This window comes from Paenarthrobacter sp. R1 (genome assembly GCF_030264015.1).
GTDB lineage: Bacteria > Actinomycetota > Actinomycetes > Actinomycetales > Micrococcaceae > Arthrobacter > Arthrobacter ureafaciens.
Genome location: NZ_CP127115.1, coordinates 2,701,830 through 2,716,759, shown reverse-complemented (window position 1 = coordinate 2,716,759; position 14,930 = coordinate 2,701,830). Strand labels below are relative to the sequence as shown.

Below are 14,930 nucleotides of genomic sequence, written 5' to 3'. Positions count from 1 at the left end.
ATTTCTGTATCATTTCTGATATGCGCATACTTTCCACCGTTGACGTCCTGGCCCGCTTCGGTAAAGCTCTCTCGGACCCGACCCGGGCCGCCATTCTCCTGCAGCTAAAAGACGGCCCGGCGTTCCCGGCGGATCTGGCCGACAGCATTGGCGTCAGCCGCCAGATTCTCTCCAACCATCTGGCCTGCCTGCGTGACTGCGGGCTGGTCGCCGCGGAACCGGACGGAAGACGTGTCCGCTACGAACTCTCCGATGCCAAACTGGCGCACGCCCTGGAGGACCTGCTCGGCACCATCCTGACAGTCGATACGATCTGCGGCTGCGCCGAGCCAGAATGCGCCCAGGACACCCCTCCGGGTTCACTGGCTTCTCCCGAGACCATGGAGGTCCGCTCATGAGTGGTCACGAGCACGACCACGCCGCCGCGGCAACGGCACGGCGCGGCAAACTCATCACCGTCTTTGCCATCACCTTCACGGTCATGATTGCAGAGATCATCGGCTCAGTACTGACCGGCAGCCTTGCGCTGCTGGCAGATGCCGGCCACATGTTCACCGACTCGGCAGGGCTGCTGATAGCGCTCATCGCCGCATCATTGGCGTTGAAGCCGGCCACCCTGAAGCGCACGTGGGGGTACAAGCGTGCCGAAATCATCGCTGCCGCCGGACAAGCGGCGCTGCTGCTCGCGGTCGGCGGCTTCGTCATCGTTGAAGGCATCCGCCGGTTCTTCGAGCCCCCGGAAATCGGGGAGTCGACGATGCTCTGGTTCGGCATCATCGGTTTGGCGGGCAACGCGATCGGCCTCGTTATTCTCGCGTCCGGACGGAACCACAACTTCAACATGAAGGCGGCCTTCCTGGAGGTGCTCAATGACGCCCTCGGGTCCGTAGCAGTCATCGTGGCAGCCATCATCATCGCCGTGACCGGCTGGCTTCAGGCCGATGCCCTCGTGTCGTTGCTCATCGGCGTCCTGATCATCCCGCGCACACTTAAGCTGCTCCGAGACACCGTGAATGTGCTCATGGAGTCCACCCCCAAGGGGTTGGATTTGGCCAAGGTGCGCGAGCACATCCTTGCCCTGCCCCACGTCATCGACGTCCACGACCTCCACGCCACCCTGGTGGCCTCCGGAACACCGGTCCTTTCGGCGCACGTCACCGTGGAGGACAGTTGCATGACCGACGGGCATGCCGCCACGATCCTGGCGGATCTGCAGGGCTGCGTGGCCCAGCACTTTGATATCAGCGTCGAACACTCCACGTTCCAGATAGAACCAGCCGCCCACCGCGACCAGGAAAGCATTCACCACTGATGAGCAAAACCCAAACCCCTCCCCCGCCCATGGACACCGCGAAGAAGGCCCGGGTCTTCATCTGGGTCCTGTTGGCCGTCCTCGTCGCCGTTGGGGTGATCTGGTACACCGTCTTCACGCTGAACAAGCCCGCCCCCGCGGCCCCGACGCCGGCCGCGGAAGCCCAACTGGTCCGTGAAGACAGTCACCGTGTGACCTCCCCGGCCACCGAGAAAGCCCAGCTCGTTGAGTTCCTGGACTTCGAATGCGAAGCATGCCTTGCCGCCCAACCGCTGGTCGAGGAACTGAAGAAGGAGTTCGGCGACCGAATCACCTTCGTCAACCGCTACTTCCCGTTGCCCGCGCACCGCAATTCAGCCACCGCCGCCCTTGCCGTGGAAGCCGCAGCCCAGCAGGGAAAATACGAGCAGATGTATGCCAAAATGTTCGAAACCCAGCCGCAATGGGGCGAGAAAACCGAATCCCAGGCGCCACTGTTCCGCACCTTCGCTGAAGAACTCGGACTGGACCTGACCGCCTACGACGCGGCGGTGGCCGATGACAAGACCAAGGAACGGATCAAGAAGGACATCGCAGACGGCACCGCCCTGGGCGTCAAGGGCACGCCGACGTTCTTTCTCAACGGGGAAATGCTCACCCTTGAGACCAAAGAACAATTCCGGCAGCTGCTCGCGGACGCCGCCAAGTAACAGACCTCCGGACCGAATACACCGCCTCGGGCGTTGCCCGACCCAACCTTCGACGTAACGTAATAAGGAATCCATACCCTGAAAGGAACGGTGCGCGATGACTGCTGCGCGTGCACCGTTCCGCATTCCGCGGGCCGCCGTTGTTGCGGTCACGGTCCTTGCCCTGGCCGCAACGGCACACTGGCTGGCCGGAGGTGAACTGCCGGCCTTCCCCGTCATGACAGCCCTGACAGCCGTTGTTGTCCTGTCGGCGGTACTACTGGCTGGCAGAAAGATGACGGCCCCCCTTCTGGCCGCATATCTGGGCGCCTCCCAGACAGCACTGCACCTGGCATTCTCAGCCTTGCCAGGATCAGGAACGCCCAAGCCCGATCTGGCCCACCACCCTGGAATGGCAGCCGGACCGGGCATCGGTGGCGCGGTTGTCCCGCATGAACATCTCAGCGCGGATGTCAGCCCCGGAATGCTCGGCGCGCATGTGGTGGCAATCCTCGCTACAGCTCTTCTGATGGCGCGGGGCGAATCGGTGTTATGGGCTTTGGCCGCCTGGCTGCGTCCCCTGCTTCAAACGCCGAGCCCATCCGCGATCAAAGCATGTCCGTTCATTGCCGCCTCGGCGACGCAGACCGTTCCTCTGCGATCCAAGTACCTGGGACGGCCGCCGTCGCGAGGACCGCCTGGGCGCGTTCACGCCGCCACGCTCTGAGCATCTTTTCAGGGACGCCCGGCGTGCACCGAGCACTTTGACCCCTTCTCACCGAGCAGAATCGCAGAGTCCCATGAATCCCCGTAACAAAAAACAACGAGTCCGCGTCCGCGTCCGCCTGGCTCTCGCCGCGGCCATCTTCATCCCGGCCTTCGCAGCGGCGCCGGCGATGGCCCACGACGCCCTGGAATCCACCGTCCCGGGCAAGGACACCACCGTCACCACAGCCCCTGGCACCGTGTCCCTGACGCTCTCGGAGCCGCCCATGGATGCCACGCAACTCAATCTCAGCGTCATCACCGTCAGCGACGAGACGGGCAAGACACTCAGCGACGGCAAGGTCACCGTGGACGGTCCGACCATTTCCACGGCCATATCCGGCGGGAACAACGGGGTCTACAAGGTCCTCTGGCGGACGGTTTCCTCCGATGGCCACCCCATCGAAGGCAACTACTCCTTCACCGTCCAGGACCCCGCCCAAGCCGCCACCGCCACACCACCTGCGACGCCAACCCCGGCCGCGGGCACTGCCTCCAGCGCCGCCGCCCCGGCAGCCCAAACGGCGCCGGAGCAGATCAAACCCAACGATGACAACGCACCCATCGCCGTCGGCATCGCGGCCGCGATCCTGGCTGTCGCAGCCGCTGTCTTCTTCATTGCACGCAAGCGCAGGGAAAAGACCCTAGGGGCGTAGCAGCACCCGCGAACCAGCCAAAAGTCTGCCTCACTCGCCCGTGGGCTCCGGGTCACTGCGTCTGGAGCCCACGGGCCAGGGGGCGCTACTGTGCCGCGGCCACTGCGCGTCGATCGGACAACGAACGTAAGGTCCAACCAGCGATGGTACCGAAAGCCATGACCGCCAAGGCAGCCAGACCACTGTAGAACAGCACCGTCGGAAGACTGGACGGGGACGACGAACCGTCCACGGCAGCCATGATGCTCAGCCAATAGGCCACCGTTGCGATCACCCAGAGCGCACCGCCGGCCGTTGCCAGCCAGGACCAGCGCGAAAACCAGGACTGGCCGCGCCGATAAGACAGGGCAATGGCGACCGCCACGACACCCGCCACGGCAACCAGCTGGAGGCCAAAGAGGTATGGGCCAGCTACCAGCCCTACTGGAATGCAAAGTCCTCCGATGAGCACGAGTCGACGGGCGCCGAGGGGCATCTTGGCGGCGTCCTCGGGAGCCGGGGATCGGCTGACGCCGGGGTCTGAAGTCATTGGTTCGGTGGCTCCTTGAAGAGTGGGTACTGCGGGATCATTTGTAGTAGCGGCGGGACCGGCGATGCACAGAAAAACGATGTGCCGAGACAGGGCAGGCAGGAGGACCCGTCTGGATGTTCCCGCATCACCAATGACGGCTGAAACGGCAGTCGGCAGCACCGCCAGAGGACCACTTAGGACTCTCAGTGCGCTGGTACCTTCGGGCCAGTCTCATGTGGTGCAGAGAAACCTCACCCCTGCCGTGGAAAGTATCAGAGACCGATTCTAGCAACAGCGTATGAACATATGTTCATACGCGCGGGATTGCCAGGCGGGCCATTCGGCTGCCCCACTGGTACCACTGCCTATGTGTTGGTCTTGGTGATGACCGAACGATGTCGAGTCGACAGGCCCGGCCAGAATCACCCTCGCCGGCCCCGGACGGACCGGCCAGAGCTAGTCCTCCGCTCGTGGCCTCGGGGAAAGGACAGCCCCGAGGATCAGGACTGCCATGCCGGTGGTGACGAATACATCGGCGAGGTTAAAGGTGGGGAACCATCCGGTGTGGAGGTAGTCCACTACCCCCTGCCCGTCCAGCCGGTCGATGAAGTTGCCGGCGGCTCCTCCGAGCAACAGGACCGCCCCGGCCCGGGATAGCAGGGACATGCGGGGCGCTGCGGCGAGCAGGAACCAGAGCAGGGCGGCCAGGATCACCCCTGTGCCGGCGATGACGGCCCAGGCTGGCAGGCCCGCGCCCATACTGAAAGCGACTCCTCGGTTGTAGACGAGCCGGATGTTGATCGGCCCGACATCGTTGGTAGCGCCCGCAGCGAGAACGGCCTCGGCCACGGCCTTGACGAGAAGATCCGTGGCGGCCAGGGCGGCCGCGACAACAACCAGCAGGACCCGGACCCTCCGCGAGGACCGGTTCGCGGGGCCCGGCGTGGGCGTGGCCATTGACGCGGGTTCAGTGCTCATGATGCCGGTTCCAGGGCCGGGGAGGGTTGGGTGGCCTTGAGCGCTGCTTTTCGGCTGATCCGGCCGGCCCGGACACCGTTGGCGATGACGAGGACCTCGGCGAGTTCGTGGATAAAGACCACCGCGGCGAGGCCGAGCACACCGAACAGGGACAGTGGGATGAGCACGGCGATCAACAGCAGGGACAGCCCAGCGTTCTGCAGCATGATGCCTCGTGTCCGTCGGGCATGTTCAAGGACTTGGGGCAGGTGGTTCAGGTCCTCGCCCATCAGGGCGATGTCGGCGGTTTCGATCGCCACGTCGGTACCCATGGCGCCCATGGCGATGCCGGTGTCGGCGGTCGCCAGGGCGGGGGCGTCATTGACGCCGTCACCGACCATCGCGGTGGGGGCGCGGCCCTTCAGGGTGCGGATGATCTCGGCTTTGTCTTCCGGGCGCAGCTCGGCGTGAACCTGCGTGATTCCGGCGTCCTTGCCCAGCGCGGTGGCCGTGATGAGGTTATCGCCGGTGAGCATGGCCGTGGTGTATCCGGCGGCTGTTAGTCGGGTGATGACGTCCTTGGCTTCGGGCCGCAGTTCGTCGCGGACGGCGACCGCTCCGATGGCCTCCCCGGCTTCCTCGATCAGCACGGCAGTGGCACCGGCGCGCTGCATGTGCTCGACCTGCCCGGCCAGGGGGCCGGCCTCGATCCATCCCGGACGTCCCAGTCGGACGGTTTTGCCTTCGAACCGGCCGGTCAGCCCGGCCCCGGGGACGGTGTCCACATCGGTGACCGGCGCCCGGTTGGGTGTGGCGGCGAGGATGGCACGGGCCAAGGGGTGCTCGCTGCGGGCTTCGAGCCCGGCGGCGAGGGCCAGGACGTGTGCTTTGGTCGCTGTACCGTTGGCGGCGACGTCGATCACGGCGGGCTTGTTTCGGGTCAGTGTTCCGGTTTTGTCCAGGGCGATGGTGCGGATCTTCCCAAGGGTTTCCAGGGCCCCACCGCCCTTGATCAGGACGCCGATGCGGCTGGCAGCCCCGACCGAGGCGACGACCGTGACCGGCACGGAGATCGCCAGGGCGCACGGTGAGGCTGCGACCAGCACGACCAGGGCGCGTTCGAACCACAGCAGCGGTTCGCCCACGATGAAGCCGAAGGCGGTGATCAGTACGGCGGCGATCAGGATGCCGGGGACGAGTTTGCTGGCGATGGAATCGGCCAGACGCTGGCCGGGGCCCTTGCGGGACTGCTCGGCCTCGACGATGTGCACGATCCTGGCCAGCGAGTTGTTTTCCGCGGTGCTGGTCACTTCGACTTCCAGCGGGCCGGTGCCGTTGATCGACCCGGCAAAAACCTCGCTGCCGGGTCCGGCCTCGACGGGCACGGACTCACCGGTCAACGCCGAGGTGTCCAGGGAGGTGCGGCCGGTGATGATCCGGCCGTCGGTGGCCAACCGTTCGCCCGGGCGAACGACCATCCGGTCTCCGAGGACGAGCGCGGCAGGGTCGATGGTGATTTCGAGGCCCCCGCGCAGGACGGTTGCCTCGGCCGGGACCAGGTCCAGCAGAGCCCGCAGGCCACGGCGCGTCTTGGCCAGGGAGTATTCTTCCAAGGCCTCTGAAATCGAGTACAGGAAGGCCAGCATGGCCGCTTCCTCGAACTGGCCCAGCGCGACGGCACCAACGGCCGCGATGGTCATCAGCGTCCCGACGCCGATCTTTCCCTTGACCAGCCTCCGCACGGTGGAGGGAACGAACGTCCACGCAGCGATCAGCAGGGAAGCGATTTCAAGCGGGAGCGTCACCCATTCCGGCGCTCCGGCCAGTGAAGAGATCCAGCCGGCCAGGAGCAGAACTCCTGACGTCGCCGCAGCGCGGACCTCACTGACCTGCCAGAAACCAACGGCTTCTTCTTCTGTTTCCTTGTGTTCGCTACCGGCTGGCTCGTCGTGGCTGCAGCACGCATCACTCATCGAGACGCCTCCTTGGTGACGGAGACATCGGTGCTGCCGATTCCGTAGTTCGGGCAGAGGCTGACCGCGTTACCGGTCGCGGCCAGCAGAACTTCCGCCTGCGCCAGCATGTCCATCAGCTCCGGGCGGGAGAGCGAGTAGTACACGCTCCGGCCCTGGACGCGCCCTTCGACCAGGCCGCAGTCACGCAGGCACGCCACATGGGCCGATACCGTGGATTGTGCCAGGCCCAGCTCCCCGGTCAGGTCACCAACCCGAACCTCACCCCCGGCCATCCTCTTCACGATACTCAAGCGGGTCGGATCGCTGAGGGAATGGAACAGGGCAGCCGCAGGGTCCAGCGGGGCGCACGGCTCAGGCGAGAACACATCATCAATCGTCATAAGACGATGATAGCGGCAATATTGGATGCAGTCGCTTGAGTCTTCGGAACCTGTCCTGATTCGGTGACCAGTACCAGCGTGCCGGACCTGGTGAGGCCGGTACCGGGACGGGGCGGTGTCTGTCGTTGGCCTTGGGGCCGAAGACCTTCGTTGGGCTGACGGTACGGGGAAATCCGGCCATGGTTAGGCGGGAAGCCTTGCCGCGCACCCGCCGCACCCCTACACTCCTGCCAAGGGTTACTTGATGATGTGCTTCGACCTATTGGTCTACAAGGTCGATGGCGGATCAGGTTCGGTCGTTCTTCATGACCACCTCAAGGACAGTGACCCGGGCGTTTTATAACTGAAGATTTTTTGGTTTGACCCTGGCTGGGGAGCGGCAAGCAGGGACCGTGTGTCAAGCACGGATCCATACTCGCAACAGGCGTACCACTCCCCAGGAGCTCCGATGCCCGGTCATTCAGCCACCCGGCCGCAGTCACCCCTCAAGGGCTTTATTGCGCCCCTGGTGATCACCCTGGTAGTAGCGCTGCTGCCCCTGACTGTCCCGGCAGCCCTCGCAGCAGGGCCCTGTGACCCTGTGGTGAACCCCGTTGTCTGTGAGAACTCCAAGGCCGGAAGTCCGCCGTCGGAGTGGGACATTTCCGGTCCCGGTGACGACAGCATTCAAGGTTTCTCGACCGAAATCAGCGTCAATGCGGGCCAGCCGATTCGCTTCAAAATTGACACGACAGCTCCCAGTTACACCATCGCTGTTTACCGCACAGGCTGGTACGGAGGTCTCGGTGCCCGCAAGGTCGCTGAGGTGACACCGTCCGTGCTGCGTCAAAACCAGCCCCAATGCCTCACTGACCTCACCACAGGGCTGTATGACTGCGGGACCTGGGCGGTATCCGCAACGTGGCAGGTTCCTGCGACCGCGGTCTCAGGTGTCTACGTCGCCCTTCTGACCCGGCCCGATACCGGCGGGCAAAGTCACATCACCTTCATCGTGCGTTCCGACGGCAGCCGATCCGATGTGGTCTTCCAGACTTCCGATCCCTCCTGGCAGGCGTATAACTCCTACGGTGGCTCGGACTTCTACCAGGGGGCAAACGGCCGCGCCTACAAGGTCAGTTACAACCGACCGGTAGCCACCCGCGGCGGGCCAGGTGGCCGGGACTTCTACTTCTCCAACGAATACCCGATGGTGCGCTTCCTGGAGCAAAACGGCTACGACGTCAGCTACATCAGCGGCCTCGATACCGACCGCAATGGCCCACAACTGTTGAACCACAAGGTTTTCCTCTCCGTCGGGCACGACGAATACTGGTCCGGCCCCCAACGCGCCAACATCACTGCCGCCCGTGACGCTGGGGTGAACCTGCAGTTCCTCTCCGGAAACGAGGGCTACTGGCGCACCCGGTTCGAACCTTCCCCGGTCGATGGCGTAGCGGGACGGACGCTGACCTCCTACAAGGAAACTTGGGCCAACGAAAAGATCGACCCCAGCCCCGAATGGACCGGCACCTGGCGGGACCCGCGGTTCGCAGCCCAGGCCAACGGGGGCGGGCTGCCCGAAAACGGGCTGACCGGAACCATCTACATGTCCAACTACTCCGACTTGCCGGTGACCGTCGATTCGGAGGAAGGCAAGACCAGACTGTGGCGCAATACGTCCCTCACCTCGTTGCCGCCCGGCTCTTCTACGGCCCTGGCGCCCCATACAGTGGGATATGAGTCCGACGAGGACCTGGACAACGGGTTCCGCCCACCGGGCTTGATCCGGTTGTCTACCACCGTGGGCGAGGTACCTCAGTATCTTCAGGACTTCGGCAACACGGTCCTTCCCGGCACAACAACCCACCATGTGACCCTCTACCGCGCCGCCAGCGGCGCGCTGGTGTTCTCTGCTGGCAGTGTCCAGTGGACGTGGGGCCTGGATGAGGTGCATGACGGCGAGGGCGCACCGGCAGATCCGCGGATGCGGCAGGCTCAAGTCAACCTCCTGGCCGACATGGGTGCCCAGCCTGCGACCCGTGCCGCCGGGCTGACTGCGGCCGCCGCGAGCACGGACCGGACCGCGCCCACAGCTGCCATCACTGCCCCGGTCAACGGCGCCGCTGTGCCCCATGGGACCAGCGTGACCGTTACGGGAACCGCCGCCGATACGGGCGGGGTGGTGGCCGGCGTAGAGGTTTCAACCGACGGCGGGAGCACGTGGCACCCCGCCGTGGGCAAACAAAACTGGACGTACACCTATATCCAGAAAGGCTTCGAGACCGCCACCATCCAGGCCCGGGCCATTGACGACAGCGCCAACATAGGGGCCGCCACCAGCACGAGCCTGGTCTTGAGCGGACCCTACAGCGTCTTTGGCCAGACCATACCGACCGTACAGGATTCCGGTGACGGCGGCAGCTACGAAATGGGCCTGCGCTTCACCCCCACGGTGGACGGTTTCATCACCGGGGTTCGCTTCTACAAGAGCGCAGCCAACACCGGTACACATACCGGGTCCCTGTGGAGCTCCACCGGCGAACGGCTGGCCACGGCGACGTTCACCAACGAGACACCCTCCGGCTGGCAGTCCGTGCTGTTCAGCCAAGCCGTCCCCGTGGCCGCCGGGCAGAAATACACGGTCTCTTACTGGACACCGAACGGCCGCTACTCCATCCAGAACTATCAATGGGCGAGCGTTGGTTCCACCAACGCGCCCTTGACAGTGGCGGGCGGTTTCGGAGCCGAGCCGGCCGGTGTCTATACCACCTCCCCCGGATTCCCAACGTCGAGCTACAACGGCGGAAACTACTTCGTCGACGCCTTGTTCGGCACAGCCGACACCACGCCCATGACAGTGTCCGGGCACACCCCGTTCCCGTCCTCGTCCAGCGTCTCCGTGGACACCAAGGTCAGCGCAGTGTTCTCCAAACCCGTCACTGCCTCCAGCGTCCAACTGACACTGCAGTCCCCCGCCGGGCCAGTGGCCGGCACGACAGCGTACGACCCTGCCACACGGCGGACGACCTTCACGCCAACGAGCGCCCTGGCCTTCAGCACCCAATACACGGCCACCCTCGCCGGGACGGACACCCTGGGCGGTCCGGTCACAACCGGTGGAACCTGGTCCTTCACGACCGCGGCGACGTTGCCGGTTCCCGGGTCCTGCCCGTGCAGCCTCTTCGACGACTCCGTCACGCCGGGCATCGCCGAAATCCGGGACGGCGTTCCGTTGACGCTGGGCGTCCGGTTCTCCAGTGTTTCAGCCGGTGAAGTCGTGGGCATGCGTTTCTACAAGTCGGCCGGCAACACAGGCACGCACAACGGGGCCCTATACACGGCGGCCGGACAGCAACTGGCAACTGTTGCCTTTACCAACGAGAGCGCCTCAGGGTGGCAGACGGCGATGTTCAGCCAACCGGTCCAGATGTCCGCGAACACGGAATACATCGTGTCCTACAAGTCACTGACCGGCACCTATTCCGCTACCTCCAACGGGTTCGGATCCGGCATGAGCGTCGGACCATTGCGAACACCTTCGGACGCCGGCGCATACACGTACAGCGGTGACTTCCCCGGATCACGGTCGAACGCCAGCTACCTCGTGGACGTCATCGTGACGGTTCCACCGCCGGCGTTCACCCCGACAGGCCAATCCCCGCTTCCCGGCTCCTCCAGTGTTCCACTGGATGCCGCCGTCAGCACGGTCCTGTCCGAACCGGCCGAAGCCTCCAGCGTCACCCTGACGGTAAAAGACGCCGGCGGAACCACCGTGGCCGGAGCCACCAGCTACGACACCGGAACAAGGAAGGCCACGTTCACTCCGGCCGGGCCACTGGCGGCAGATACGTCGTACACCGCCACCGTCACGGCGACCGCGGTGTCCCGACAACCACTGAGCAACGCCACATGGGCCTTCAGAACCGCCCCCGCCCCCAGAACACCAGGGACGTGCCCCTGTACGCTCTACCAAGACACGGTGACGCCGGGCACCCCTGAGGCCAACGACGGGGTGCCGCTATCCCTGGGTGTCCGGTTCGCCAGCGACACTGCAGGCCAGATCACCGGCGTCCGGTTCTACAAGGCCGCAGGCAACACCGGAACACACACCGGCTCGGTGTACACGACCGGCGGGCAGCTTCTGGCCACCGCCACGTTCACCAACGAGTCCAGCTCCGGCTGGCAGACAGCGACATTCAGCCAGCCGGTGACCATCGACGCCAACACCGAGTACCTGGCGGCCTACAAGTCCCCGGGCGGCAACTACTCCTACACGGCCAGCGGATTCGGCGCCGGCTTCACGAGCGGACCGCTGAGGACAGCACCCAATTCCGGTGCATTCGCCTACAACAACGACTTCCCCAGTTCGCCCTCCACGGCAAGCTACCTGGTGGACCTGGTGTTCATGGCCGCGGTACCCCCGCTGACGATCACCGACCGGTCCCCCGCAGCCAACGCCACGGCCGTGCCCGTCACCGTCAAACCAACGCTCACGCTCTCCTCCGCCATCAAGCCGGGTGCCTCGTTCGCGCTGGCGGCGAACGAGGCACCCCTGGCCGGCAGCGCTGCCCTGTCCACCGACGGCCGCACCCTAACCTTCACCCCGGCGGCTCCCCTGCCGGGCAACACAGCCATCTCCGTCAGCGTCAGCAACCTCGAATCCCAACAGGGCCAGACACTACCGACCACCACCTGGCAGTTCACCACGGCCGACCCTGATGCCGAGCAATCCTCCATCTTCGGCGACCTCCAACCACAGACAGGAGCCTCGGATGATGCGTCATCGGTTGAACTGGGAACGAATTTCACGGTCTCCGCAGCCGGTAACGTCACCGGCATCCGGTTCTACAAGGGAACCGGAAACACCGGAACCCACATCGGCTCCTTGTGGAACGCCGCGGGAACACGGCTTGGCCAGGTGACATTCACGAACGAAACAGCGACCGGCTGGCAAACCGCGATGCTGTCCTCCCCGGTAGCCGTAGCTCCAGGGGAAACGTACACCGTGTCCTATCTCGCGCCCAACGGCCGCTACGCCTACACGCCGGCGTTCTTCGCCCAGACGTGGGTCAGTGGGGTATTCACCGCCGCTGGCCCTGACAACGGCCGCTACCGATACGGGACCGGCGGAGCTGCACCCACGAGCTCGTGGAACTCCACGAACTACTTCGTAGACGTCCTCTACTCGGCCACCACACCGGCACGGGCGGCTCCCACCCCGAGCGCAACCCCAGCACCATCCGCAAGCGCGACGGCGGCTCCCTCGCCAAGCCCTTCACCCAGTCCGACAGGGTCGGGCGGGCTGCTGTGCGGATTGCTGGGAACCTGCTGACGCGCGGGGCGGGCAATTTAGACTGCTGACGTCCGGCCGCTCTCAGAGTTCCCGTACTGGACGTCAGCGGACCACACTGGGAGACCACGCGTGCTCGATGAAGAGGCTCGGCTGGGACGCGGGATCGGTGCCGAGTTTCCAGATGTTGCTGTCCCCGTCGGTGTCCTCGTCGGCCAGGCCGTAGAGCAGATTCTGATCGTCCAGCCATTCGATCTGGTCATCGACGCTGCGCTTTTCCAGGAGCACCGTTTCCTCACCCGTTGCCAGGTCAAGAAGGGCTACGTTCCAGTGAGCGGTCAGCGGCCCACCAATGTTCTTCTTATAAGCGATCCGGGTGCCGTCAGGTGAAATGGAGGGGCATTCGACGTTGTCACGGATGGCCGTCAGGGTCTTCCCTGCCAGGCTTCCCCGGACGAGCCAAATACGTCCTGAGGATGCTGCGGTGGCATAGAAGACATCGCTCTGCTTGGGCGCGAACGTGACTCCCCAGATATTCCGGTCGCTGGACAGCAGCCGTTCGCCGTTTACGAAGAGGGCGAAGTCCTCCAGATTTCCCGTACCGCCGTCGGGCACAGTGATTTCCGTTGCTGTGGAGAACCCGGCTTGCGTGTAGGAGTGGCCCGAGACGAAAACCGTGGTGGCGATCATGGGACCGTCCGGACTGATACGTGTCCTGCTCGGAATGCCGGGGACGGGCCACGCCCGTTCCTGCTGCCAGTCACGGTTCAGGACGGCCGCCTCATACGTCGTCACCAAGCCACGGTTGGACTTGAGGCAGACCACCATGGAGGACGTGCCATAGACCCTTTCGCACACCTGCTCACTGACTGCACGCGTACCGGCAGGGGCAGAGAGAGGCACCGTTGCAGCGTTGCCATACCCTTGCCCGCTGGCCGTGTTCCTGAACAGGACGAAAGGAACCTCCGGGAGAGGTTGGCCCGCAGTGACCCCCACGGATGAGTTGGCAGTGCGGCTCTCCTCGAAGCGCTGATAGGCTCCTACCGCGTAGATTGCGGCTCCGGCCAGGACCAGTGCGGTAACCGTCAGGAGAATTCCCCACCGCAACCTCCCGCCTACAGTGGTACCGGCACCTGCGTTTGTCCTATTCATGAAGGCGTTTGACGTAGTCAGCCATTCCTGGCACGGTGAACGCCACAACACCGAGGGCCGGTGCGTAGATGATCCCCTTGTCGATCAACGATGCACGGGTCATGGTCATGGAGCTTTGCTTCTTTTGCGCCCGTTCAGCAAGGTCAGCTGTGCTGGATCCTTCATCACCGTCGATGGCCATCAGGCGGAGGAAGTCTTTCTCTGCCTTCGAGGCGCGTTTCCAGCGTGAGGGAAAGAATCCTTGGTCCAGCTGCGCGCGGCCGATTTCCACCGCGATTTTGGCGTCGTCGAAGGTTACGGTCTTCTCCGGGGCTGTTTCCCAAGCGGCGTATCCGTATTCCTGCAGGAAGTATGGGTACGCGCCCGATGCGTTCAGGAGGAGGTCTTTGGCTTCGGGTACGAATGACGCCCCATAGCGTTGGGCCGGGGCGATCAGGGCCGCCTCGGCGGCCTCCCTCGACAGCGCTCCGATGCTGCAGTAGTTGAAGATCCTTTCGGCGTAGGAACGCGCTTCACTGAGTACCGAGGGAAGGTTGGGCAGGCCGGCCCCGGCGATGTAAAAAGGCCATTCGCGTTGCCCGGCCAGATGCTGGGCGCTCAAAAGCGCGGCAATAAGTCCGTCGTCCAGATCCTGCATTTCATCGATGATGAAGATCAGACCCGAGCGCTTCTCCGCCAGTGCCAGGCAGAGGTCCTCAATCAGTTCCTCCAGGTCCACTTCGATCGATCCGGAGTCAGCGCGGCCGTGATTGAGGTTCACGCCGATATCGATCCCGGTCACGCCCAGTTTCGCGGAAAAAGAAGCGATGCTGCCAAGTGCCGCCAAGAGTCGTTCCCCTGCTCCGCGGCGGTTCAGCTTCCGCCCTGCCTGCAGAAGGTTCCGGGCGAGTTTGGCCCGCACGGCTTCAGGCCCCCCCTCGGCGTCCCTGCCCTCGAGGAAGACGACCATAAACTCCGCACGTTCGGCCTGACGCCGAAACTCATTCAGCAGGACCGTTTTGCCCACCCCGCGCAGACCATGAAGGACGATCCCCCGGTCTGGTCTTCGCTGCCGGGTCTTGGCCAGCAGTAAATCGAACGCATCGATCTCGCTCTGGCGCCCGACCAGCTCGAAAGGCCGTCGGCCCGAACCGGGCGAGTAAGGATTTAAGGCACTTTCCATATCAACAACTATAAGCGAGTATCCACTTTATTGGATACTCGCTTATAGCTCCGGATAGAAGATGATGCCCGTTAACTACCGACCGGCGTCGACCGACAGACATCCGGGGTGTTCCTCCACAT

Annotated in this window: 12 protein-coding genes; 6 read left to right on the top strand and 6 right to left on the bottom strand. The window is 64.3% G+C overall.

Annotated features, from left to right (window positions below):
• The first annotated feature begins 20 nt into the window (after window positions 1-20).
• The 5 genes from QN084_RS13225 to QN084_RS13205 all read left to right on the top strand — a co-directional run bounded on the left by QN084_RS13225 (window position 21) and on the right by QN084_RS13205 (window position 3,401).
• A complete protein-coding gene (locus QN084_RS13225; protein ID WP_069695518.1) occupies window positions 21-398 on the top strand; it encodes an ArsR/SmtB family transcription factor in 378 nt (125 codons plus the stop codon).
• The gene (locus tag QN084_RS13220; RefSeq protein ID WP_069695517.1) at window positions 395-1,312 is read left to right on the top strand and encodes a cation diffusion facilitator family transporter; all 918 of its coding nucleotides are present in this window, start codon (window positions 395-397) and stop codon (window positions 1,310-1,312) included. The genes QN084_RS13225 and QN084_RS13220 overlap by 4 nt, the downstream gene beginning before the upstream one ends.
• Window positions 1,312-2,001 carry a DsbA family protein gene (locus tag QN084_RS13215; RefSeq protein ID WP_069695516.1) on the top strand — a complete coding sequence of 230 codons (690 nt, stop codon included), beginning with the start codon at window positions 1,312-1,314 and terminating at the stop codon, window positions 1,999-2,001. The genes QN084_RS13220 and QN084_RS13215 overlap by 1 nt, the downstream gene beginning before the upstream one ends.
• A gap of 97 nt (window positions 2,002-2,098) precedes the next feature.
• A complete protein-coding gene (locus tag QN084_RS13210; protein WP_069695515.1) occupies window positions 2,099-2,707 on the top strand; it encodes a hypothetical protein in 609 nt (202 codons plus the stop codon).
• Between the two features lie 73 nt (window positions 2,708-2,780).
• A complete protein-coding gene (locus QN084_RS13205; protein WP_069695514.1) occupies window positions 2,781-3,401 on the top strand; it encodes a copper resistance CopC family protein in 621 nt (206 codons plus the stop codon).
• A gap of 85 nt (window positions 3,402-3,486) precedes the next feature.
• Here the strand turns inward: QN084_RS13205 and QN084_RS13200 are convergent, their stop codons facing one another.
• The 4 genes from QN084_RS13200 to QN084_RS13185 all read right to left on the bottom strand — a co-directional run bounded on the left by QN084_RS13200 (window position 3,487) and on the right by QN084_RS13185 (window position 7,225).
• Complete coding sequence (locus QN084_RS13200) at window positions 3,487-3,930, bottom strand: hypothetical protein (RefSeq protein WP_069695513.1); 444 nt, start codon at window positions 3,928-3,930, stop codon at window positions 3,487-3,489.
• Between the two features lie 438 nt (window positions 3,931-4,368).
• Window positions 4,369-4,890 carry a signal peptidase II gene (gene lspA / locus QN084_RS13195; RefSeq protein ID WP_069695512.1) on the bottom strand — a complete coding sequence of 174 codons (522 nt, stop codon included), beginning with the start codon at window positions 4,888-4,890 and terminating at the stop codon, window positions 4,369-4,371.
• Window positions 4,887-6,842: a heavy metal translocating P-type ATPase gene (locus QN084_RS13190; RefSeq protein ID WP_069695511.1), complete on the bottom strand. Its 1,956-nt coding sequence runs from the start codon at window positions 6,840-6,842 to the stop codon at window positions 4,887-4,889. The genes lspA and QN084_RS13190 overlap by 4 nt, the downstream gene beginning before the upstream one ends.
• Window positions 6,839-7,225, bottom strand: coding sequence for an ArsR/SmtB family transcription factor (locus QN084_RS13185; RefSeq protein WP_069695510.1), 387 nt, complete (start codon window positions 7,223-7,225; stop codon window positions 6,839-6,841). Before QN084_RS13185 ends, QN084_RS13190 begins: the two co-directional genes overlap by 4 nt.
• A gap of 448 nt (window positions 7,226-7,673) precedes the next feature.
• Here QN084_RS13185 and QN084_RS13180 point away from each other — a divergent pair, with 448 nt between their 5' ends.
• Window positions 7,674-12,536 carry a DUF4082 domain-containing protein gene (locus QN084_RS13180; protein WP_069695509.1) on the top strand — a complete coding sequence of 1,621 codons (4,863 nt, stop codon included), beginning with the start codon at window positions 7,674-7,676 and terminating at the stop codon, window positions 12,534-12,536.
• 63 nt (window positions 12,537-12,599) lie between these two features.
• Here the strand turns inward: QN084_RS13180 and QN084_RS13175 are convergent, their stop codons facing one another.
• A complete protein-coding gene (locus QN084_RS13175) occupies window positions 12,600-13,646 on the bottom strand; it encodes a TolB-like translocation protein (protein WP_069695508.1) in 1,047 nt (348 codons plus the stop codon).
• On the bottom strand, window positions 13,639-14,808 hold the full coding sequence (locus tag QN084_RS13170; RefSeq protein ID WP_069695507.1) for an ATP-binding protein: 1,170 nt from the start codon (window positions 14,806-14,808) through the stop codon (window positions 13,639-13,641). Before QN084_RS13170 ends, QN084_RS13175 begins: the two co-directional genes overlap by 8 nt.
• Window positions 14,809-14,930 lie beyond the last annotated feature (122 nt).

Coding starts and splice junctions, on each gene's coding strand:
- QN084_RS13225 (WP_069695518.1), top strand. CDS start 21: ATGCGCATACTTTCCACCGTTGACGTCCTGGCCCGCTTCGGTAAAGCT.
- QN084_RS13220 (WP_069695517.1), top strand. CDS start 395: ATGAGTGGTCACGAGCACGACCACGCCGCCGCGGCAACGGCACGGCGC.
- QN084_RS13215 (WP_069695516.1), top strand. CDS start 1,312: ATGAGCAAAACCCAAACCCCTCCCCCGCCCATGGACACCGCGAAGAAG.
- QN084_RS13210 (WP_069695515.1), top strand. CDS start 2,099: ATGACTGCTGCGCGTGCACCGTTCCGCATTCCGCGGGCCGCCGTTGTT.
- QN084_RS13205 (WP_069695514.1), top strand. CDS start 2,781: ATGAATCCCCGTAACAAAAAACAACGAGTCCGCGTCCGCGTCCGCCTG.
- QN084_RS13200 (WP_069695513.1), bottom strand. CDS start 3,930: ATGACTTCAGACCCCGGCGTCAGCCGATCCCCGGCTCCCGAGGACGCC.
- lspA (WP_069695512.1), bottom strand. CDS start 4,890: ATGAGCACTGAACCCGCGTCAATGGCCACGCCCACGCCGGGCCCCGCG.
- QN084_RS13190 (WP_069695511.1), bottom strand. CDS start 6,842: ATGAGTGATGCGTGCTGCAGCCACGACGAGCCAGCCGGTAGCGAACAC.
- QN084_RS13185 (WP_069695510.1), bottom strand. CDS start 7,225: ATGACGATTGATGATGTGTTCTCGCCTGAGCCGTGCGCCCCGCTGGAC.
- QN084_RS13180 (WP_069695509.1), top strand. CDS start 7,674: ATGCCCGGTCATTCAGCCACCCGGCCGCAGTCACCCCTCAAGGGCTTT.
- QN084_RS13175 (WP_069695508.1), bottom strand. CDS start 13,646: ATGAATAGGACAAACGCAGGTGCCGGTACCACTGTAGGCGGGAGGTTG.
- QN084_RS13170 (WP_069695507.1), bottom strand. CDS start 14,808: ATGGAAAGTGCCTTAAATCCTTACTCGCCCGGTTCGGGCCGACGGCCT.